The sequence below is a fragment of the Amycolatopsis rubida genome, from assembly GCF_900115345.1.
GTDB lineage: Bacteria > Actinomycetota > Actinomycetes > Mycobacteriales > Pseudonocardiaceae > Amycolatopsis > Amycolatopsis rubida.
Window position 1 is genome coordinate 82,914 of sequence record NZ_FOWC01000014.1, and the last position, 19,833, is coordinate 102,746.

At 69.7% G+C, this 19,833-nt stretch carries 17 protein-coding genes and 2 pseudogenes; 14 read left to right on the forward strand and 5 right to left on the reverse strand.

Annotated features, from left to right (window positions below):
* Positions 1–8: 8 nt before the first annotated feature.
* From BM362_RS36525 to mtnA, 4 genes are all read left to right on the forward strand, one after another.
* A complete protein-coding gene (locus BM362_RS36525) occupies positions 9–614 on the forward strand; it encodes a UbiX family flavin prenyltransferase (protein WP_093576245.1) in 606 nt (201 codons plus the stop codon).
* Positions 611–1,966, forward strand: coding sequence for a UbiD family decarboxylase (locus BM362_RS36530; protein WP_208865438.1), 1,356 nt, complete (start codon positions 611–613; stop codon positions 1,964–1,966). Before BM362_RS36525 ends, BM362_RS36530 begins: the two co-directional genes overlap by 4 nt.
* Before the next feature lie 13 nt (positions 1,967–1,979).
* A complete protein-coding gene (locus BM362_RS36535) occupies positions 1,980–2,960 on the forward strand; it encodes a CobW family GTP-binding protein (RefSeq protein WP_093576247.1) in 981 nt (326 codons plus the stop codon).
* Positions 2,961–3,336: 376 nt separating this feature from the next.
* Positions 3,337–4,302, forward strand: a complete 966-nt coding sequence (mtnA, locus tag BM362_RS36545; RefSeq protein WP_067582765.1) for an S-methyl-5-thioribose-1-phosphate isomerase — start codon at positions 3,337–3,339, stop codon at positions 4,300–4,302.
* A gap of 49 nt (positions 4,303–4,351) precedes the next feature.
* Here the strand turns inward: mtnA and BM362_RS36550 are convergent, their stop codons facing one another.
* Together BM362_RS36550 and BM362_RS36555 are read right to left on the reverse strand one after the other, a co-directional pair.
* Positions 4,352–4,567, reverse strand: coding sequence for a ferredoxin (locus BM362_RS36550; RefSeq protein ID WP_198545366.1), 216 nt, complete (start codon positions 4,565–4,567; stop codon positions 4,352–4,354).
* 2 nt (positions 4,568–4,569) lie between these two features.
* Positions 4,570–5,760: a cytochrome P450 gene (locus BM362_RS36555; protein WP_067582760.1), complete on the reverse strand. Its 1,191-nt coding sequence runs from the start codon at positions 5,758–5,760 to the stop codon at positions 4,570–4,572.
* Positions 5,761–5,883: 123 nt separating this feature from the next.
* Between BM362_RS36555 and BM362_RS36560 the strand changes: the two genes are divergently transcribed.
* The 4 genes and pseudogenes from BM362_RS36560 (at position 5,884) to BM362_RS36570 (ending at position 7,329) form a co-directional block, all read left to right on the forward strand.
* A complete protein-coding gene (locus BM362_RS36560; RefSeq protein WP_244287402.1) occupies positions 5,884–6,600 on the forward strand; it encodes a class I SAM-dependent methyltransferase in 717 nt (238 codons plus the stop codon).
* An 89-nt stretch (positions 6,601–6,689) separates the two neighbouring features.
* A pseudogene (locus BM362_RS50400) lies at positions 6,690–6,743 on the forward strand (hypothetical protein); the annotation flags it as partial.
* A pseudogene (locus BM362_RS49560) lies at positions 6,734–6,958 on the forward strand (hypothetical protein); the annotation flags it as partial. The pseudogenes BM362_RS50400 and BM362_RS49560, both read left to right, overlap by 10 nt.
* Before the next feature lie 38 nt (positions 6,959–6,996).
* Complete coding sequence (locus BM362_RS36570; RefSeq protein WP_208865454.1) at positions 6,997–7,329, forward strand: hypothetical protein; 333 nt, start codon at positions 6,997–6,999, stop codon at positions 7,327–7,329.
* On the opposite strand, the gene BM362_RS36575 is transcribed toward BM362_RS36570, so the two are convergent.
* Positions 7,326–7,721: a hypothetical protein gene (locus tag BM362_RS36575; RefSeq protein ID WP_067582754.1), complete on the reverse strand. Its 396-nt coding sequence runs from the start codon at positions 7,719–7,721 to the stop codon at positions 7,326–7,328. The two genes, BM362_RS36570 and BM362_RS36575, sit on opposite strands and share 4 nt — an antisense overlap.
* On the reverse strand, positions 7,718–8,230 hold the full coding sequence (locus BM362_RS36580; RefSeq protein ID WP_198545365.1) for a MarR family winged helix-turn-helix transcriptional regulator: 513 nt from the start codon (positions 8,228–8,230) through the stop codon (positions 7,718–7,720). The genes BM362_RS36575 and BM362_RS36580 overlap by 4 nt, the downstream gene beginning before the upstream one ends.
* Positions 8,231–8,321: 91 nt before the next feature.
* Between BM362_RS36580 and BM362_RS36585 the strand changes: the two genes are divergently transcribed.
* The 5 genes from BM362_RS36585 to BM362_RS36605 all read left to right on the forward strand — a co-directional run bounded on the left by BM362_RS36585 (position 8,322) and on the right by BM362_RS36605 (position 14,055).
* On the forward strand, positions 8,322–9,758 hold the full coding sequence (locus tag BM362_RS36585; RefSeq protein ID WP_208865439.1) for an FAD-dependent monooxygenase: 1,437 nt from the start codon (positions 8,322–8,324) through the stop codon (positions 9,756–9,758).
* The gene (locus tag BM362_RS36590) at positions 9,759–11,177 is read left to right on the forward strand and encodes an MFS transporter (RefSeq protein ID WP_067582745.1); all 1,419 of its coding nucleotides are present in this window, start codon (positions 9,759–9,761) and stop codon (positions 11,175–11,177) included.
* A 127-nt stretch (positions 11,178–11,304) separates the two neighbouring features.
* Positions 11,305–12,513, forward strand: a complete 1,209-nt coding sequence (locus BM362_RS36595; protein ID WP_093576251.1) for a cytochrome P450 — start codon at positions 11,305–11,307, stop codon at positions 12,511–12,513.
* 100 nt (positions 12,514–12,613) lie between these two features.
* Positions 12,614–13,180 (forward strand): TetR family transcriptional regulator, encoded by a 567-nt coding sequence (locus BM362_RS36600; RefSeq protein ID WP_067582740.1) that lies wholly within the window; start codon positions 12,614–12,616, stop codon positions 13,178–13,180.
* Between the two features lie 620 nt (positions 13,181–13,800).
* Positions 13,801–14,055 (forward strand): hypothetical protein, encoded by a 255-nt coding sequence (locus BM362_RS36605; RefSeq protein WP_067582737.1) that lies wholly within the window; start codon positions 13,801–13,803, stop codon positions 14,053–14,055.
* A 27-nt stretch (positions 14,056–14,082) separates the two neighbouring features.
* On the opposite strand, the gene BM362_RS36610 is transcribed toward BM362_RS36605, so the two are convergent.
* A complete protein-coding gene (locus BM362_RS36610; RefSeq protein ID WP_067582734.1) occupies positions 14,083–14,709 on the reverse strand; it encodes a YigZ family protein in 627 nt (208 codons plus the stop codon).
* 551 nt (positions 14,710–15,260) lie between these two features.
* Between BM362_RS36610 and gltB the strand changes: the two genes are divergently transcribed.
* The gene (gene gltB / locus BM362_RS36615) at positions 15,261–19,793 is read left to right on the forward strand and encodes a glutamate synthase large subunit (RefSeq protein WP_093576252.1); all 4,533 of its coding nucleotides are present in this window, start codon (positions 15,261–15,263) and stop codon (positions 19,791–19,793) included.
* Positions 19,794–19,833: the final 40 nt, after the last annotated feature.

The following is a 19,833-nucleotide window of genomic DNA, read 5'->3' on the forward strand; positions in this document are numbered from 1 at the left end:
AGGGCGTCATGGGCACCGAACCGCAGCGGCCCCGGCTGATCGTCGGCATCACCGGGGCCAGCGGACCGCACCTGGCTGTCCACCTGCTGACCGCGCTGCGCGAGCTCGGCACGGTGGAAACGCATCTGGTCATGTCGCGAGCCGCGCACCGCACCATCGAACTGGAAACCGGCATGCCGCCCGCCGAGGTCGCCGAACTGGCCGACGTCCGCCATGCGCGCGGGGACATCGCCGCGTCGATCGCGTCCGGTTCCTTTCGCACCATGGGCATGGTCGTCGTGCCGTGCTCGATGAAAACCGTCGCCGGGATCGCCCACGGCTACAGCGACGAGCTGCTCGTGCGCGCCGCCGACGTCACGCTGAAAGAACGCCGTCCGCTCGTGCTGGTGGCCAGGGAGACCCCGTTGAGCCTCGTGCACCTGCGCAATCTGGTGGCGGTGACCGAGGCGGGCGCGACCGTGCTGCCGCCGGTACCCGCCTTCTACCACCAGCCCGAGTCCATTGAGGACATCCTCGCCCACCTGAGCGGCAAGGTGCTCGACCAGTTCGGCATCGAGAACGAACTGTTCGCGCGCTGGCAGGGGCCGCCCGTCTCGCAAGGAGTTTCGCGGTGAACCAGGATCCGCACGCTTTCCTCGCCCAGTATCGCCGCGATTTTCCCGAAGACGTGCTCGTCCTCGACGATCCCGTCCCGGCCGACGAGGGCGTCACCGGGGTGATTTACGAACTCGCCGCGGCCGGACGGCACGAGATGGTGCTGTGCCGGAAGGTGACCGGACTTGACGTGCCGGTGGTCAGCAACATGTTCGCTTCGCGGCAACGCATCGCGCGCATGCTCGAAACCGGACCGTCCGGTTTGCACAGTGCCTACCAGCAGCGAGCACTCCGGGCGGTGCCGCCGCGAGCGGTCGACAGCGGGCCGGTGCTGGACGACGTGACAACGGATGTCGACGTGGCGGCCATCCCGATGCTCCGGCACTTCGCCAGCGACCGCTCCCGCTACGTCACCAGCGGAATCATCGTCGCGGAGGATCCGGACACCGGCGTCGGCAACCTGAGCTATCACCGGGCGATGCCGCATTCCCGCACCGAACTGGCGACCAGTCTCCATTCTCGCGGGGATCTGTGGCGGATGCTGCAAAAGTACGCCGAACGCGGCGAGCCGATGCCGGTCGCGATGGTGCTCGGCGGACATCCGTTGTTCATGCTGGCCGCGTCCGCGCGAGTCGGCTACGACGTGGACGAGCGCGCGGTGGCCGGCGGGCTGTTCGGCGAACCGCTGGAACTCGTGCGTACCCCGCGGCACGGCATCGGCGTCCCGGCTTGGTCGGACTTCGTGCTGGAAGGCACGATCGACGCCTCCGAGCACGCGGACGAAGGCCCGTTCGGCGAGTTCTCCGGCTATTCCTCGAATCGCTCGACCAACAACCTGCTCCGCGTCCAGACCGTCCTGCGCCGCTCCGACGCCATGCTCATCGACGTCGTCGGCGGCAATACTGACGAGCATCTGAACCTCGCGCGGGTGCCACGAGAATCGGAGATGGCGGAGAAACTCAGAGCGCGCTTCCCGGACGTCACCGCCGTGCACTATCCGACGTCCGGCACGCACTTCCATTGCTACGTCGCGCTACGCCAGCGACGACCGGGTCAAGCCCGGCAGGTAATGCTCGGCCTGCTCGGCTGGGACCCGTATGTGAAGACCGTGATCGCGGTGGACGAAGACGTCGACGTCACCAGTGACAGCGCCGTCCTCTGGGCACTCGCCACGCATTTCCAGCCGCACCAGGACTTGTTCACTGTGGACGGTCTGCCCGGCTCGCCGCTCGACCCGTCCTCGGGCTCCGACGGCACGACGTCCCGGATGGGCCTGGACGCGACCCGCGGCCCGCACTTCGACGGCAACCGCATTGTCGTCTCCGCGGAAGCACGCCAGCACGCTCGCCGGATTCTCGGCGGGAACGTTTAAGGAGGGAATCATCATGGCCACAATCCCGGTGACCGTACTGACCGGCTTTCTCGGCTCCGGCAAGACCACGCTCGTCAACCACATCCTCACCGCGAACCACGGGCACCGGATCGCGGTGATCGAGAACGAGTTCGGCGAGATCCCGATCGACAACGCGCTCGTGCTCGGCGGCGACGAGAAGATCATCGAAATGAGCAATGGCTGCTGCCTGTGCTGCACCGCGCGCACCGATCTGATCGAAATCCTGCAGTCGCTGCTGCGCCGCCGCGAACAGTTCGACCGGATTCTCATCGAGACCAGCGGCATGGCCGATCCGAACCCGGTCGCGCAGACGTTCTTCGTGGACGACGAGGTGTCTTCGGCCTTCGCGCTGGACGCGATCGTGACGCTGGTCGACGCGCGGCACGTCGGCAGCCATCTCCAGGAGGGCGAACACGACGGGGTCGGCGGCCAGGTGAGCAACCAGATCGCGTTCGCCGACCGGATCGTGCTCAACAAGATCGACCTGGTCACCGCGCCGGAAATCGAGGAACTGCGCACGCGGCTTCGCTCGGTCAACGCGACCGCGGACATCCTCACCTCCACCTACGGCAGCGTTGACCTGGACGACATCCTCGGCATCAACGCCTTCGACCTGAACCGCACCGTCGCGGCCGACCCGGACTGGCTCGAAGACGAATCGCACCACCACGACCCGACGCTGGAATCGGTGTCCATCGAACTCGACTATCCCCTGGACCGCACCGCGTTCGAGCAGTGGCTCACCGCTTTGCTGGCCGAACGCGGCGACGACCTGTACCGGTTCAAGGGAATCCTCGCCTTCGACCGCAAGACGGTGCTGCAGGGCGTGCATCGGATCTACGAACTGACCGATGCCGGTGAATGGGGCGCCACGCCCCCGGTCAGCAAGCTCGTCCTCATCGGCCGGAACCTCGACCGCACGGAGCTGACCGGCACCGTGTCCCATTGCAGTTTGGCCGCGGCCGGGCAGTGATTCAGGCGAGTGCCGCGGTCGACGAGCTGGCCCGGAAAGCCCAGGCAGGTCACGCTGACCAGCGTGCACCCGGTGGTGAACGCCGCCGCGAGGGCCGGCTCGCCGGAGGCGGCCACGCAGATCACCGTGCGCACAACGTCCTCCGGGGTCGCGCCTGCCTGAGCGAGCGCGACCCCGATGTTGGCGACGACCTGGTCCACCTGCGCTGGGGACCACCTTGCCGTCGAAGGTCAGCGGACACTGGCCGGCGAGGTGCACGCGGTGCTCGCGTGGGGTGGATGCGGGGAGGGCGGGTTCTGCCGTTGAATGGTCACGAGGCGGATCGTCGCTCGCCGCAGCGGCGTTCCGCCACGGGATTTCCACGACGGGAGGACGTATGCGCAGGACCATCGACTGGGCCGACGGGGCGATCGTGATCGTGGACCAGGTCGCGCTTCCGGGCGAGTACCGCACGCTCACGCTGCGCACGGTGACCGAGCTGGTCGACGCGATCCAGCGACTGGCCGTCCGCGGAGCACCGGCGTTGGGAGCGGCGGGCGCTTTGGGGGTCGCGCTGGCGGCCCGTCAGGGCGGGGATGTGCGGGCGGAGGCGGACCGGATCGCGCACGCCCGGCCGACGGCGGTCAACCTGGCTTGGGGCGTTTCCCGGGCACTGGACCGGTTGCCCGACGGCGCCGACGCGGTGCTCGCGGAGGCACAAGCGATGCTCGACGAGGACGAGCAGCGCAACCGCGCGGCGTCGGCGAACGCGGCGGAGGTCGTGCTGGGTGCGTGCCCGCGCAGGCCGTTGCGGCTGCTCAGCCACTGCAACGCCGGGCACTTGGCGACCGTCGCGTGGGGCACCGCGCTCGGGGTCGTCTGGCACCTGCACGCACGCGGACTGGTGGAATCGGTGCTGGTGGACGAGACACGGCCATTGCTGCAGGGGTCCCGGCTGACCGCTTGGGAACTCGAGCAGGCCGGAGTGCCCTACCGCGTGCAGCCGGACGGCGCGGCGGCCGCGGCGATGGCGCGCGGACTGGTCGACTGTGTGCTGGCCGGCGCGGACCGGATCGCGGCGAACGGCGACGTGGCCAACAAAATCGGCACCTACGGGTTGGCCATTTCGGCCGCGCACCACGGTGTTCCGTTCGTGGTGGTCGCACCGACGTCCACAGTGGACAAAAGCATCGCCGCCGGGACGGACATCGACATCGAGGAACGTGCGCCGTCCGAGCTGACGGAGTTCGGCGGGGCGCGGGTCGCGCCGAAGGGGGCGGCGGTGTTCAACCCGGCCTTCGACGTCACGCCGGCAGCGCTCATCACCGCGGTGGTCACCGAGGACGGCGTGTTCCGTTCGTGAGCCTGACGCCGGAGAAGCCGTGGGGGCCCTCGCGAACCGCCCGCGAGAGCTACGGGCGTGGGCCGACGACCTCGGCCCCGTCCCGCACGGTGATCGCCATCGCGGGGCAGGAATCCGCCGCGTCCAGCACGGTTTCGTCCGGTTCCACCGTCTCAGCGACAGCCCGCGCGGTCGCGCCGTCCAGCACGAACGTCTCCGGCAGCAACGCCGCGCACATCCCGCTGCCGATGCACGTCCCCCCGTCGACCTCGATCTTCCAGGTCATCGTCACCACCCTATCGGCATCGACCGCGGCCCGCGAACCAGCATCTGCGTCTTCCACTCAATATCCCCGGCGAGCCGCAGTCCCGGCAACTCCCGGGTCAACGCCCGCAACGCCTCCTGCAGTTCCAGCCGTGCGAGCGGAGCACCCAGACAGTGGTGCACCCCGTGCCCGAATCCGAGATGGTGGTTGTCCCCGCGGTCCAGAACGAGCTGGTCCGCGGTGGCGAACCGCAGCCGGTCGCGGTTGGCCGCACCGATCGCCACCAGCACCGGTTCCCCCTGGCGCACCAGGACATCGCCGACCTCGACGTCCTCGGTCGCGTACCGGGCGAACCCAGCACCGGCGCCGAGCGGCACGAAGCGAAGCAGTTCCTCCACCGCAGCCGGGATGAGCGACGGGTCCGCGCACAACCGGTCCCAGTGCTCGTGCTGGTCCAGCAGCGCATACACGAAGTTGGGAATCTGGCTGGCAGTCGTTTCGTGGCCGGCGACCAGAATCCCGACGCACAGGTCCACCAGCTCCAGCTCCGTGAGCCGGTCCCGCACGTCCCGGGCCTCGATGAGCGCGGTCATCAGATCGTCCTGCGGCTGCGCACGGTGCTCGGCAATCAACCCAGCCATGTACGCCCGCAGCTCCTCGCGGCTGCGCTCCGACTCCTCCGGCGTGAGCCGCGTCGTCGACAATGCCGCGTCGCTCCACTCGCGGAACTGCGGCCGGTCCGCCACCGGCACGCCGAGCAGCTCGCAGATCACCGCGACCGGGATCGGCAGTGCGTACAGATCGACCAGGTCAGCCGGTTGCCCGTGCTCCCGCAGTTCCTTGATCAGGTCGTCAGCCAGCCGCGCGACCCGCGGGCGCAGTTCTTCGACCCGCCGCGCGGTGAAGGCCTTCGCGACGAGGGTGCGCAGCCGGGTGTGATCCGGCGGGTCCATCGAGAGGATGCCGCCCGGACGCCGGTACTCCGACATCCGCGGTTCGTCGCTTTCCTGCGCCAGCGCGCGGGAAAACCGCCGGTCCCCGAGCACGAGACGCGCGTCGGCGTAGCGGGTGGCGAGCCAGGCGGCCTCGCCGTGCGGCATCTGGACGCGGATCATCCCGGCGTTCTCGCGGGCGGCGGTGTAGGCCTCGTTGAGCGCGAGGCCCGCCTCCTCGTTGAACGGGTAGGCGAGCGGTTCGGTGTGCGTGGTGGTCATGCCAACGACTCCCCGGATCCCTTTGTAAGCAGGTGCTTACATGCCTACACCTGAGGTCGGCCGCGCGTCAATCCGCCAGGAGCTTCCGGAAAATCCCGAGACAGCCGCCCTAGGCTCGATCCGGTGACGTGGACGAACGATGCCGCCGTCCAGCAGTGGAACTCCGGGAGCGCCCGGGCATCGATGGAAGCGACCGCCGAGCGCGGGGACTTCGCCAACCAGCATCTGCTCAACCCGGTCCTCCTGCGGCTGCTCGGCGACGTGCGCGGCCGGCGGGTGCTGGACGCGGGCTGCGGCAACGGATACTTCAGCCGGATGCTCGCCGGGCGCGGGGCCGAGGTCACCGGGGTCGAACCGGCGGAGAGCCTGATTTCGTTCGCGCGGGAGAAATCCACGGATGTTTCCTACGTGCGGGCGGAGCTCGCCCGGTTGCCGGAACTCGAACCGTTCGACGCTGTCGTGTACAGCATGGTGCTGACGGCGATTCCCGGGTGGAAGCCCGCGATGCGCGCCTGCGTCGAGGCGGTGCGCCCGGGCGGGCTGTTCGTGTTCGCCATCACGCACCCGGCGTTCGAGGAGTTGTCCGGCATCTGGCGGAAGTACGGCGAGTACCGCCAGAAGGAGCATCTGGCGGAATACGAGATCGCCGGGCGGGACGCGTCCGGCTTCCACCGGCCGATTTCCGCCTACCTCACCGAAGTGGCCGCACCCGGATGCCGGCTGCGGGAGGTCGTCGAGCCGGGGCTGGATCCCGCGGTGGCGGACGGGATCGAAAGTTACCTGCGCATGCCGAACTTCTTGCTCGTTTCGGCCGAAACCGCCTGCCCGCTCAGCCCATAGCCGCTTCCCGAACGAACCGGCCGCGACCGGGTTGCCGCGAAGCCGCCCTGCCGGATTTGCTCGCGGAAGGCGACGACCTCGACGCGGTGGTGTCCGCCGAACCCGACTGGTCGAGACCGACCCCGGCGGGGGGATGGACGATCGCCCATCAGATCGCGCATCTTGCGGCAGCCGACGCGAACGTCGTCCTCGCTGGCCGCCAGCCGGAGAAGTTCGCCGCGGTGCTGGACGAAGACGCCGACGCGCGGCCGAGGGAGCCGCGCGACCGCGTGCGGAGTTGCTGGACCATTGGCGCGCCGGCCGTGCCGAAGCGGCGGCGGTGCTCGGCGAGGTCCCGCTGGACCAGGCGTTTCCGTGGTACCGCTCGCTCGCGGTGGCGCTTCGGCTGATGGAAACGTGGGCGCACGGGCAGGACATCTTCGACACCGTGCGCGTCGAGCGCCGTCCGACCGGTTCAAGCACATCGCCGCGCTGGGCGTGGCCGGGCGCGGGCTGTCGTTCCACGCCGCCCGGCTGCCGCTGCCGACCGCGCCGATCCGGGTCGAACTGACCAGCCCCGAGTGGGTCGTCTGGGGTGGGGGCCCGGACGACGCCGCACAGCGGATCCGGGGCAGCGCAAGGGATTTCTGCCTTCGCCTCACCCAGCACCGCGGCTTGGCCGAAACCGGGCTGGCCGCGATCGGCGAGGACGCGAAGGCGTGGCTGGAGAACGCCCGAGTGTTCCTCTAATGCCTCGGCCGCAGCAACGCGACCCCCGCCGACAACGCACTTGTCGACGCGACGTGAATCGCCAGCGCCTTCCGATTCGGCGCCCACACCCCCGTCGTCGGGCCACCAGACCACATCGCCGCCACGAAACCGCCTGCGGCACAAGCCATTGCCCGCCACAGCGCGGGCGAGCGATCCCGTCCGGCCGCCAAACCGGCGCCCACCGCACCGAAAGCGCCCGCGGTGATCAGGGCTTCGCGGGCCATGTGGTACTGCACGTGACCTTCGCCGTGGCGGACCTCCGGTGCGCGGTAGCTCGGATCGGTGATGTGCGTGACCGTCTGCCACACCGAGGGCGCGGCGGCGGCCAGGCCCGCGACGATGGCCGCCGCACCAAGGGTTTCCCGCTTCATTGCTCGTCCTTTCCTTTGAGGTGGTGCGAGACCCGCCGCAGCGCGTCGTTCACCACGTCGATGGTTTCCGGGTCGAGAGCCTTCGCGATTTCGCGTTCGATCTCCGTCTTGAGCTCGAACGACGCGAGCGCCTGCCGCTTGCCTTCCGCGGTGAGGGAGACGAGCACCGAACGCCGGTCGTCCGGGTCCTTGTCGCGGCGGACCCAGCCGCGCGCCTCCAGCCGGGTGATCCGGTGCGTGACCGAACCCGAGGTCAGCTCGACCGCCGTCATCACCTGCCCCGGCGTCAGCCGGTGCCCGGGCGCGCGCTTGAGCGCGGCGAGCATCTCCAGCTCCCACAGCTCGATCCCGTGCGCGGACAGTTCGCGGCGCATGGCCAGTTCCAGCTGGTGCGCGACCCGCCGCAGCCGGTAGGACAGCGACTTCGCGCCGAGCACGTCCTCGCCGCCGCCGCCGCGCCGGACGGCGTCCACCAGGTCGTCGACCGCGTCCCGGGGCGCAGTGTTCACCGGCGCAGCCCTTTCTCTCGACATCAAGACAGTGAGAGAATACCTTGACATCAAGAGAGTTCGCCAGCGGAACATCGACAAAGGGGGAAATATGGACATCGAGGTCGCGGTGATCGGCGCCGGACCGGTGGGCATGACGGCGGCCGCGTTCCTGTGTCAAGCCGGGGTCGCGGTCCGGGTCTTCGAGGCGGATCCGGACCGCGCGGCGCAGTCGAGGGCGACGACGATCCACCCGCGCACCCTCGAGGTTTTCGACTCGATCCCGCACGAGCGGGGGTCGCTGGCCGCACGCCTGGTCGCTGCCGGGAATCCGGTGCCTGCCGCGCATTTCGCGACCCTGCCGAACCGGTTGGACTACAGCGGGCTCGACACCTCGTTCCCGTTCGTGCTCCTGCTGCCGCAGCCGGAAACCGAGCGGCTGCTCGCCGAGCATCTCGCCGGGCAGGGCGTCGTGGTCGAGCCCGGGTGGAAACTCGCCGACCTGACGCAGGACGGGCAAGGCGTCACCATCGTCTCGGAAACCGGTGACACCCGGCGGGCCGGTTACGTCGTCGGCGCGGACGGCGCACACAGCGCGACCCGGCACGCACTCGGCCTCGGCTTCCCCGGAACTCCCGCATCCACCATGGGATTCCTCGCCGACGTCAAGCTGGAACGCCCGCCGGCCCAGCCGCACAACTGGGATCACGAACGCGGCTCGTACAGCGTTCTGCCGCTGCCCGGCGGCATTCACCGCATCTTCGGCCACGAACCCGGCGACGTCGGCCTCACGCCGGAGGAAGCCGCGCGCCGCCAGGCCCAGATCCCCGACGAGGCCGAACTGCGTGCGACGCTCAAACGGCTCACTGACGACGATTTCGGCATCACCGAGGTGCTGTGGTCGTCTCGGACCGGCGACACCACGCGCCATGTCGAGCAGTACCGTACCGGCCGGGTGTTCCTCGCCGGAGACGCCGCGCACGTCCACCTTCCGGCAGGCGGCCAGGGGCTCAACGTCGGCGTGCAGGACGCGGCGAACCTCGCGTGGAAGCTCGCCGCGGAGGTGCGGGGACGCGCGCCGCGGCGGATCGTCGACGGCCCGCAGTCCTACGACGCCGAACGCCGCCCCATCGCGGCCCGGCTCGCGGCGAACACCCTCGCCCAGGCCGCGCTCATGGGCACCTTCACGCCGGGCGGAAAAGCGTTGCGGGACTTGATGTCCGACCTCATCGGGCGCAACGGCGACACCGCGGACGAGCTGCGCGGCTGGCTGTCCGGGCTGGACGTTTCCTACGCCGAAGACGGCAGCCTCGCCGGCCGTCGAGTACCCAACCTCCCGCTCGCCGACGGTCGCACCCTCCATCGTGCGCTGCGGCCGGACCGGTTCACTCTCGTGGCTTTCGGCGCCACCGCCGCAGCCGGCGAGCATGTCGTGCGCTCGACCCGAGACTGGCACGGCTTGGCCGCCGTCCTCGTCCGCCCGGACGGATACGCCGCCGAAGTCTGGACCGCGGGCGAAGAGATCACCACCGGCTGGACGGAGCACTGAATGGGAGCCGGCACCGCACGCGGCCGTTTCGGCATTCTCGCGATCCTCTGCTCCAGCATCCTCGTGGTCGCGATGGACAACACGATCGTCAACGTCGCGCTCCCGGTCATCCGCACCGATCTCGACGCGTCGATCAACGGCCTGCAATGGACGATCGACTCCTACACGCTCGTGATCGCCTGTTTCCTCATGCTCGGCGGGGCCACCGGAGACCGCCTGGGGCGCAAGCGAACCTTCCTGGCCGGACTGGTCCTTTTCGGACTCGGCTCGCTGCTGTGCAGTGTGGCCCCGTCGATCGGCTGGCTGGTCGCCGCGCGGATCGTGCAGGCGCTCGGCGGCGCGATGCTGAACCCGGTCGCGATGTCGATCATCACGAACGTCTTCGCCGACCCCGGCGAGCGGGCGCGGGCGATCGGGGTGTGGGGGTCGATCGTCGGGATCTCGCTGGGCGTCGGCCCGGTGCTCGGCGGCGTGCTGACCGAGAGCATCGGCTGGCGGGCGATTTTCTGGGTCAACGTGCCGGTGGTCGTCGCGGCGCTCGCGCTGACCGCGCGCTACGTGCCGGAATCGCGGGCGCCGCACCCCCGTCGCCCGGATCCGGTGGGACAGGTGCTGGTCGTGGTGCTGCTCGGGTCGGCGGTGACCGCGGCGATCGAAGGCCAGCGGCTGGGCTGGGGTTCGCCGGCGATCCTCGGACTGGCCGGGCTCGGCGGGCTTGCCTTGCTCGCGCTGATCCGCTGGGAACTCCGCCGCCGGGAACCGCTGGTGGAGCTGCGCTTCTTCCGGAGTGCGCCGTTCTCGTCGGCCACGATCAGCGCGGTATGCGGGCTCGCCGCGTTCGGCACGTTCCTGTTCTTGTCGCCCCTGTACCTCCAGGACGAGCGCGGGCTGTCGGCGTTGCAATCCGGTCTGATGCTGCTGCCGGCCGCCGTGGCCGTGACGATCGCCGCACCGCTGTCCGGCCGTCTCGTCGCCACGCGCGGCGCGCGGATTCCGCTGCTGGCCGCGGGGATCTCGATGACGGTCGTCGCCGTCTTGCTCACCACCGCCTCCGGTGCCACGCCGCTGTGGATGCTCGCGATCGCGTACGGGGTGTTCGGCCTGGGCTTCGGGCTGCTGAATCCGCCTGTCACCAACGCCGCGGTCAGCGGCATGCCCCGCTCCCAGGCCGGAGTCGCCGCCGCGGTCGCGTCCACCTCCCGGCAGGTCGGGCAGACACTCGGCGTCGCGGTCGCGGGCAGCATTCTCGCCGCCGCAGCCACCCCGCTCACCGGATACGCCACCGCCTGGTGGGCCGTCGCGGGCGGGACCACGGTGATCATCGCGCTCGCCATCCTCGCCACCACGGCTCGGGCGCGAGCGGGAGCCGAACGGGTAGCCCGCCGTTTCGCCGACGAGCCGCTCACCGAACCGGTCTAACCGGGGCGGGGTGAATCGGGCAGAGCCGTGGTCCTTCCGTCGCCTGTCCCGATCAACGGCCCCATGACGGTGCGGGCGTCTCCAGAGTGGAAGATGCCCGCACCGTCGGAGGAAAGGCGCCATCCGCATGTCCACCCCGCCCGAGACCCCGGCCCTTCCGACCACCCGCCCGGCCGGCTGCCCGTTCGATCCGCCCGCCGAGTACGCCGCGCTGCGGGAGACCTCGCCGGTGTCGCGGGTCCGCTGCCCGGCCGGGTTCGACACCTGGCTGGTCACCCGTTACGACGACGTCCGCGCCGTGCTCGCCGATCCGGCGTTCAGTTCGCGCGGAGCCTCCTCCGCGCACGTCAAAGCCGATCTGGACCCCTACGACGAGGTCGGCCCGGGGTCGATCATCCAGCTCGACGGCGCGGAGCATTCCCGGCTGCGCAAGATGGTCGTCGCCGAGTTCACCGTGCGGCGGGTGGAGCGGCTGCGCGAGTACGTCCGCGAGCAGGTCGAACGGCACCTCGACGCCATGCTCGCCAAACCCGGCCGTGCCGACCTGGTCCAGGACTTCGCGCTGCCGATCCCGTCGCTGGCGATCTGCGAGCTGCTCGGCGTCCCGTACGCCGACCGCGAGCTGTTCCAGCGCCAGAGCAGCCTGCTGGTCAGCACCGGCCAGGACGCGGGCACCACGGATCAGGCGTTCCGCGAACTGGCCGGTTACCTGGGCGCCCTGTTCGGCGGCAAACAACGGGACCCGCGGGACGACCTGTTCAGCAAGCTCATCGTCCGTGCCGAGGCGTCCGGCGAGCCGCTCGACCTGGACGAGCTGGTCATGCTCGGCCTCAGCCTGCTGGTGGCCGGGCACGAAACCACCGCTAACATGATCGCGCTCAGCGCGCTCTTGCTGCTGGAACACCCGGACCAGCGCGCGCAAGCCCTCGCCGATCCGCCGCGCGCGGTCGAGGAGCTGCTCCGGTACCTGTCGGTCGTGCAGTTCGGTGTGCTGCGGTACGCCACCGAGGAGGTCAAGGTCGGCGACCAGACGATCGCCGCGGGTGACTGGCTGATCGCCGCGCTGAACTCGGCCAACCGCGACGAGGATCGTTATCCGCAGGCCGGCCAGCTGGACTTCACCCGCGAATCGCCGCGCACGCACGTCGCCTTCGGGTTCGGCGCGCACCAGTGCGTCGGCCAGCAGCTCGCACGGGTCGAAATGCAGGAAGCGTTCACCGCGTTGTTCCGCCGCGTGCCCGGCCTGTGCCTGGCAGTGCCGAAGGAATCTTTGGCGTACAAGCACAACACGCTCGTCTACGGCCCCGAGGAGCTGCCGGTCGCCTGGTCCGCGTAGTTCGTCCGGCCGATCCGCGACCCCTCGGGTTAACCTCGTCGCGCACACCAGCGCACACCAGCGCACACCAGCGCACACCAGCGCACACCAGGGGGAACCGATGGACGCGGACCAGCCTTCGCGCAAACGCGACGCGACGGCGACCAAGGCCGCGCTGCTGGACGCCGCGGCCGAACTGTTCGCCGACCGCGGCTTCGACCGCACGACGGTGCGCGACATCGCGAACCGCGCGGGTGTCAACCAGGCGCTGCTGTTCCGGTACTTCGGCAGCAAAGACGCGTTGTTCGAGCACGTGATGGCACGCGGCGGCCTGGCCCAGGTCGAGACGACCCCGCCGGAACGGCTGTTCTCCGCGGCGCTGCGGAGCCTCCTCGAACGCGACGACCCGGCGTCCCGCTCGATCGAGACCTACCTGCGGTCCTCGGGCACCGACCGCGCCGACGAGGCGCTGCGCGCGCAACTCGACGCCGAGTACACCCGCGCGCTGTCCGGGCTCACCGACGCGCCGGACGCCGAACTCCGCGCCGACCTCGCGATGGCCTGGCTGCTCGGCATCGGGCTGGTCCGCTCGATCACCCGCAAGGACCCGCTCGCCACCGCGCCCGCCGACGAGATCGAGCGGCTCATCGGCCCGGCTGTGCGCACCCTGCTCGAACGCAGCAAGTAGCTCGCCGCCCGCGCTGACCGGAGAAGTCCGTGAAGGGACCCCTCCCGGCTGTCGCGGAATGCCGTCGGTCTTGACGCAGCTTGAGTTCCTGGCGTTGGCACCGAAGTCCGCGAGGGGCGCTTTGGGGAATCGAAGACCAGTCCCAAGCCTGGCGGCCGCGGACTGTCCATAAAGGACGTCAACCTCAGCTGGATGCCCGCTTGATGCCCATCTGACCGTTTCCGCCGGCCGGTTGGCGGACCCCCTGTCCACAGTGCACTCTGTGCGCGACTATCTGACGGTCACCTGCGAAGCGCGCGGCGCGCCGGAATACGAGTTCGCCGCGGTCGGCTCGTTCGTTTCGAGCGGCGAATCGGCATTTCCGCGGAGTCTTCCGCTCGCTCGCGGTTGCCCTCCCGCCGTTGCCTCGCGCCCCCGCTTCCGCACGGGTACCCGCTCCGCAGGAACCTACTTTCGTATCCCTCGCGAACGCATGGCGGGGCGCATGAGGGGCACCCCCGAGAATACCCGCGACATACCCCCGTAAAAAGGAGTGAAATACGCGACAATCCGCCACTCGCGACGGACACTGGAACCGTTCCCGGGGTACACCAGGGGCCGGGACAGAAGGAGGAACCGCCGTGACTGCCGAGTTGAACCATCGGGAGCGGGCAACCCTGCGTGCTGTCGCCGAAGGGCACGCGGAAATCAGCTGCAGCTGCGAACCGGATCTGTTCGTCGACGGGCTGAGCTGCTGCGACCAAGGGACGGTCCGCGATCTCGTCCGCAAGGGCCTGATCGAACCCGCCGAGTGCGGAGCGTACGGCGCGCGAGTGCGCGCGGTGCTCACCGAGGCCGGGGTGCGGGCGTTGGGCGGAAAGCCCGTCGCGGCTTGATCTTCCGAGCCTGAGCCGGGGTGCGGGCTATCGGCGCACCCACTCCTCCCCCAGCTCGGCCGCCACCGCCTCGCCGCCGGTGAGGTCGGCCAGCCAGCTGCTGAATCGGTCTTCCTCGCCGGGAGCCAGCCCGACCTCGAAGTGCGCCGCCGCCTCGAATCGCGTCTCGTGCAGCACGTACGGCGAGGCGCGGAGATCGTTTTCGAAGCGGCCCGCCCGGGTGTAGTCCATCGTTACCTCGAACAGCCGCAATCGCCGGTACTCGACCAGGCCTATCGCGTCGAGCGCGTCCGACACCGCTTGCCCGTACGCGCGGATCAACCCGCCCGCACCGAGCAGCACCCCGCCGAAATGCCGCGACACCACCGCGACCGTGCCGGTGACTTCGCGGCGGCGCAACACCTCCAGCATCGGCACCCCGGCCGTCCCGGCGGGCTCGCCGTCGTCGCTCGAACGCTGGGTACGGCCGTCCGGGCCGAGGACGAACGCGTGACAGTGGTGCCGCGCCGCGGGCTCCGCGCGCCGGCGGGCCGAAATGACCTCCCGCGCGGCCGCTTCGCCGTCGACCGGAGCGAGCGCGCACAGGAACCGTGAACGCCTTATTTCGATCTCGTGCAGCCCGGCCACTGCCACGGACAGATAACGATCAGTCATCGGCGGTCCCCCTCACGCCCCCCAGTCAACCAGCAGCGAACGCGGGGTTGACACCGGGCATGCAGGCAGGTTTACGCAGGTCAGCGGCTTCGCTGACCGAGTGGCGGGAGAGACGGCCCGACATATGGGAGTACCCCGGAGAGCGTCAACGTATGCGTGGCCTTTCCCACGAGAGCGCGATGACGTATGTCGATCACAGCGAATTCACACTATCGTCATAAGACCCGGCGAACCCGGGAGTCACCACCACGCGCCCCGGCTGGCCCCCACCACACAGGCTGACCGACCCCGGCGCGTGTGCCTGTACAGCGACGTGCAGAACTTTTTCCGCCGCCCATCGCCGTGCGGTGACAAACCATCCGGCACCCGGCCCGGTCGTCGACCGGCCGCGCATCGCGACGCAGTGCCGCGCCCCGCGAGAGCGAAGACACCGGATGGTTTCCCTTCTCGACTGACCATCGCGGTTTCGGACCACTTCGTTAACCGGTTCAGTGATGAACCCCATTCGGAGTGAAAGAAACCGTGCCAACGCCCTTGGGAGGCGGCCAGCCGTGACCCACCGTTCGAGCACCCCGGCCACTGACGGCCTCTACGACCCCGCTTACGAGCACGATGCCTGCGGGGTGGCGTTCGTCGCGGACCTGACCGGTCGCCGAGACCATCAGATCGTGGCGAAAGCCCTTGTCGCGCTGAAAAATCTGGAACATCGCGGGGCACGCGGGGCGGAACCGGACACCGGGGACGGCGCGGGCCTGCTCATCCAGGTGCCCGACGCGTTCTACCGCGAGGTCGCCGGGTTCGAGCTGCCACCGGCTGGCAGCTACGCCGTCGGCACCGCGTTCCTGCCGCAGGACGAAAAGCGCCGCGGCCGCGCCATGACCACCATCGAGCGGATCGCCGCCGAGGAGGACATGCGCGTGGTGGGCTGGCGCGAGCTGCCGGTCGACACCGCGCACTGCGGCCCGACCGCCGCGCAGACCATGCCGCACTTCACCCAGCTGTTCCTGGCCGGGCGGAAGAACAACCTCGACGGCCTCGCCCTTGAGCGCGCCGCTTTCTGCGTGCGCAAGCGCGCCGAGCACGAGCTGGTCGAGGATGACGTGTACTTCCCGTCGCTGTCCTCGCGGACGATCGTCTACAAGGGAATGCTGACCGAGCCGCAGGTCGAGAAGTTCTTCCTCGACCTCGCCGACGAGCGCGTGACGAGCGCCATCGGCCTGGTGCACTCGCGCTTCTCCACCAACACTTTCCCGTCGTGGCCGCTCGCGCACCCGTACCGCTACGTGGCGCACAACGGCGAGATCAACACGCTCAAGGGCAACCGCAACTGGATGGACGCCCGCGAGGCGCTGCTGGAGACCGACCTGGTCCCGGGCGACCTCAAGCGGATCTACCCGGTCATCACGCGCGGCGCGAGCGACTCGGCGTCCTTCGACGAGGTGCTGGAACTGCTCCATCTCGGCGGCCGGTCGCTGCCGCATTCGGTGCTGATGATGATCCCGGAGGCGTGGGAGAACCATCAGGAAATGGACCCCGCGCGCCGCGCCTTCTACGAATTCCACTCCACGCTGATGGAGCCGTGGGACGGACCGGCGCTGGTGGCGTTCACCGACGGCGCGCAGATCGGCGCGGTGCTGGACCGCAACGGCCTGCGCCCCGGCCGCTACTGGGTCACCGACGACGGGCTCGTGGTGCTCGCCAGCGAGGTCGGCGTGCTGGAGCTGGACCAGGCCAAGATCGTCCGCAAGGGACGGCTGGAGCCGGGCCGGATGTTCCTCGTGGACACCGTCGCGGGCCGGATCGTCGAGGACGAGGAGATCAAGGGCCAGCTGGCTTCCGAGCACCCGTACGACGAATGGGTCGACGCCGGCCTGCTCCGCCTGGAGGAACTGCCCGAGCGCGACCGCGAGGTCCCGCTGCACGCCGCGCTCGTGCGCCGGCAGCAGGCGTTCGGCTACACCGAGGAAGAGCTGGAAACCATCCTGGAGCCGATGGCCCGCACCGGCGCGGAGCCGATCGGCTCGATGGGCAACGATTCGCCGCTCGCGTCCCTTTCGTCGCGTTCGCGTCCGTTGTTCGACTACTTCATCCAGCTCTTCGCCCAGGTGACCAACCCGCCGCTGGACGCGATCCGCGAGGAGCTGGTGACCGCGCTGGGCACGCAGATCGGCGCGGAGCCGAACCTGCTGGCCGCGGACGCTTCCTCCTGCCGCCGGATCGTGCTGCCGTTCCCGGTGCTGGACAACGACCAGCTCGCGAAACTGGTGCACGTCAACGACGACGGCGACCTGCCGGAGTTCCAGGCGGTCACCGTCATGGGCCGGTACAAGGTGCACGGCGGCGGCGAGGCGCTGGTGCAGCGGCTCGACGAGATCCGCTCCGAGGTGTCCGAGGCGATCGAGGACGGCGCGCGGCTGATCGTGCTGTCCGACCGCGGGGTCGACGCCGACCACGCGCCGATCCCGTCGCTGCTGCTCACCGGCGCGGTGCACCACCACCTGGTGCGGGAGAAGACGCGCACGCAGGTCGGCCTCATCGTCGAGGCGGGCGACGCGCGCGAGGTGCACCACATCGCGCTGCTGGTCGGCTACGGCGTGGCCGCGGTGAACCCGTACCTGGCGATGGCGACGGTCGAGGAGATGGCGCACGGCGGCCTCATCCCGGGCGTGACTCCCAAGCAGGCCACCACGAACCTCATCAAGGCGCTCGGCAAGGGTGTCCGCAAGACCATGTCCAAGATGGGCGTGTCCACTGTGGCCTCGTACACCGGCGCGCAGATCTTCGAGGCGGTCGGCCTCGGCGCCGAGGTGATCGACACCTGTTTCACCGGAACCACTTCGCGGCTCGGCGGCGTCGGCTTCGACACGCTCGCCGAGGAGGTTTCGCAGCGGCACGTGCGGGCCTTCCCGGTCGACGGCGTCCGGGCGAGCCACCGCGAGCTGGAAACCGGCGCGGACTACCAGTGGCGGCGCGAAGGCGAACCGCACCTGTTCAACCCGCAGACGGTGTTCAAGCTGCAGCACTCCACGCGCGCCGGGAAGTACGACGTCTTCAAGGAGTACACGAAGGCAGTCAACGACCAGGCCGAGAAGCTGCTGACGCTGCGCGGGCTGTTCGACTTCAAGTTCGGCGACCGCACGCCGGTGCCGATCGAGGAGGTCGAGCCGGTTTCGGAGATCGTGAAGCGGTTCGCCACCGGGGCCATCTCGTACGGCTCGATCTCGATGGAAATGCACCAGACGCTGGCGATCGCGATGAACCGCCTCGGCGGAAAGTCGAACACCGGGGAGGGCGGCGAGGACCCGGAGCGGCTGTACGACCCGGAGCGGCGCAGCGCGGTCAAGCAGGTCGCCAGCGGCCGGTTCGGCGTCACCAGCGAATACCTGGTGAACTCCGACGACATCCAGATCAAGATGGCGCAGGGCGCGAAGCCCGGCGAGGGCGGGCAGCTGCCCGGCGGCAAGGTGTACCCGTGGATCGCGAAGACGCGGCATTCCACGCCGGGCGTCGGGCTGATCTCCCCGCCGCCGCACCACGACATCTATTCCATCGAGGACCTGGCGCAGCTGATCCACGACCTCAAGAACGCCAACCCGGACGCGCGCATCCACGTGAAGCTCGTGTCCGAGGTCGGCGTCGGCACGGTCGCGGCGGGCGTGTCCAAGGCGCACGCGGACGTCGTGCTGATCTCCGGCCACGACGGCGGGACCGGCGCCTCGCCGCTGTCCTCGATCAAGCACGCGGGCGGACCGTGGGAGCTGGGCCTGGCCGAAACGCAGCAGACGCTGCTGGCCAACCGGCTGCGCGACCGGATCGTGGTGCAGACCGACGGCCAGCTCAAGACCGGCCGCGACGTCGTGATCGCGATGCTGCTCGGCGCCGAGGAGTTCGGGTTCGCGACCGCGCCGCTGGTGGTGTCGGGCTGCGTCATGATGCGCGTGTGCCACCTCGACACCTGTCCGGTCGGCGTCGCGACGCAGAACCCGAAGCTGCGCGAGAAGTTCAGCGGCAAGGCGGAGTACGTGGTGAACTTCTTCGAGTTCATCGCCCAGGAGGTCCGGGAGTACCTGGCGGAGCTGGGTTTCCGGTCCGTCGAGGAGGCCATCGGCCACGCCGAGCTGCTCGACAAGCGCAAGGCAGTCGAGCACTGGAAGGCCGCCGGGCTCGACCTGTCGCCGATCTTCCACGTGCCCGAACTGCCGCCGCGCGCGGTGCGCCACCAGAGCGTCAAGCAGGACCACGGGCTGGACAAGGCACTGGACAACACGCTGATCCAGCTCGCCGAGGGCGCGCTGGCGGCGGGCGACAAGGTGCGGCTGGAACTGCCGGTGCGCAACGTGAACCGGACCGTCGGCACCATGCTCGGCTCGGAGCTGACCAAGAAGTGGGGCGGCGAAGGGCTTCCCGACGACACCATCGACGTCACCTTCACCGGCACCGCGGGCCAGTCGTTCGGCGCCTTCGTGCCGAAGGGCATCACGCTGCGGCTCTACGGCGACGGCAACGACTACGTCGGCAAGGGCCTGTCCGGCGGGCGGATCATCGTGCGGCCGCCGAAGGAATCGCCGATCGTGGCCGAGGACCACATCATCGCGGGCAACGTGATCGCCTACGGGGCCACGAGCGGCGAGATCTTCCTCCGCGGCCAGGTGGGCGAACGGTTCTGCGTGCGCAACTCGGGCGCGCTGGCGGTCGTCGAGGGCGTGGGCGACCACGGCGGCGAGTACATGACCGGCGGCCGGATGGTCGTGCTGGGCAAGATCGGCCGCAACTTCGCGGCGGGCATGTCCGGCGGTCTCGCGTACGTGCTGGATCTGCCGGCGCACCGGGTCAACCCGGAGATGGTCGACATCGACCCGCTGGACACCGCGGACGTGGACTTCCTCCGCGAAACCATCGAAAAGCATTACAACGAAACCGAATCCGCCGTCGCGCGGGCCTTGCTGGCGGACTGGGACAGTGCGGTCGACCGGTTCGGCAAGGTCATGCCGAAGGACTACAAGCGCGTCCTCGCCGCCCAGGTGGCCGCGGAGCGCGATGGCCGGGACGTGAACGAGGCGATCATGGAGGCAGCTCATGGCTGACAATCGCGAAGCCAGTTATGAGTGCCGACTGGGTGCGGGT

Excerpts from the sequence above, each read along its gene's own strand:
- BM362_RS36525 (WP_093576245.1), top strand. The coding sequence starts at position 9 with ATGGGCACCGAACCGCAGCGGCCCCGGCTGATCGTCGGCATCACCGGG.
- BM362_RS36535 (WP_093576247.1), top strand. The coding sequence starts at position 1,980 with ATGGCCACAATCCCGGTGACCGTACTGACCGGCTTTCTCGGCTCCGGC.
- mtnA (WP_067582765.1), top strand. The coding sequence starts at position 3,337 with ATGCGCAGGACCATCGACTGGGCCGACGGGGCGATCGTGATCGTGGAC.
- BM362_RS36550 (WP_198545366.1), bottom strand. The coding sequence starts at position 4,567 with ATGACCTGGAAGATCGAGGTCGACGGGGGGACGTGCATCGGCAGCGGG.
- BM362_RS36555 (WP_067582760.1), bottom strand. The coding sequence starts at position 5,760 with ATGACCACCACGCACACCGAACCGCTCGCCTACCCGTTCAACGAGGAG.
- BM362_RS36575 (WP_067582754.1), bottom strand. The coding sequence starts at position 7,721 with ATGAAGCGGGAAACCCTTGGTGCGGCGGCCATCGTCGCGGGCCTGGCC.
- BM362_RS36585 (WP_208865439.1), top strand. The coding sequence starts at position 8,322 with ATGGACATCGAGGTCGCGGTGATCGGCGCCGGACCGGTGGGCATGACG.
- BM362_RS36590 (WP_067582745.1), top strand. The coding sequence starts at position 9,759 with ATGGGAGCCGGCACCGCACGCGGCCGTTTCGGCATTCTCGCGATCCTC.
- BM362_RS36595 (WP_093576251.1), top strand. The coding sequence starts at position 11,305 with ATGTCCACCCCGCCCGAGACCCCGGCCCTTCCGACCACCCGCCCGGCC.
- BM362_RS36600 (WP_067582740.1), top strand. The coding sequence starts at position 12,614 with ATGGACGCGGACCAGCCTTCGCGCAAACGCGACGCGACGGCGACCAAG.
- BM362_RS36610 (WP_067582734.1), bottom strand. The coding sequence starts at position 14,709 with ATGACTGATCGTTATCTGTCCGTGGCAGTGGCCGGGCTGCACGAGATC.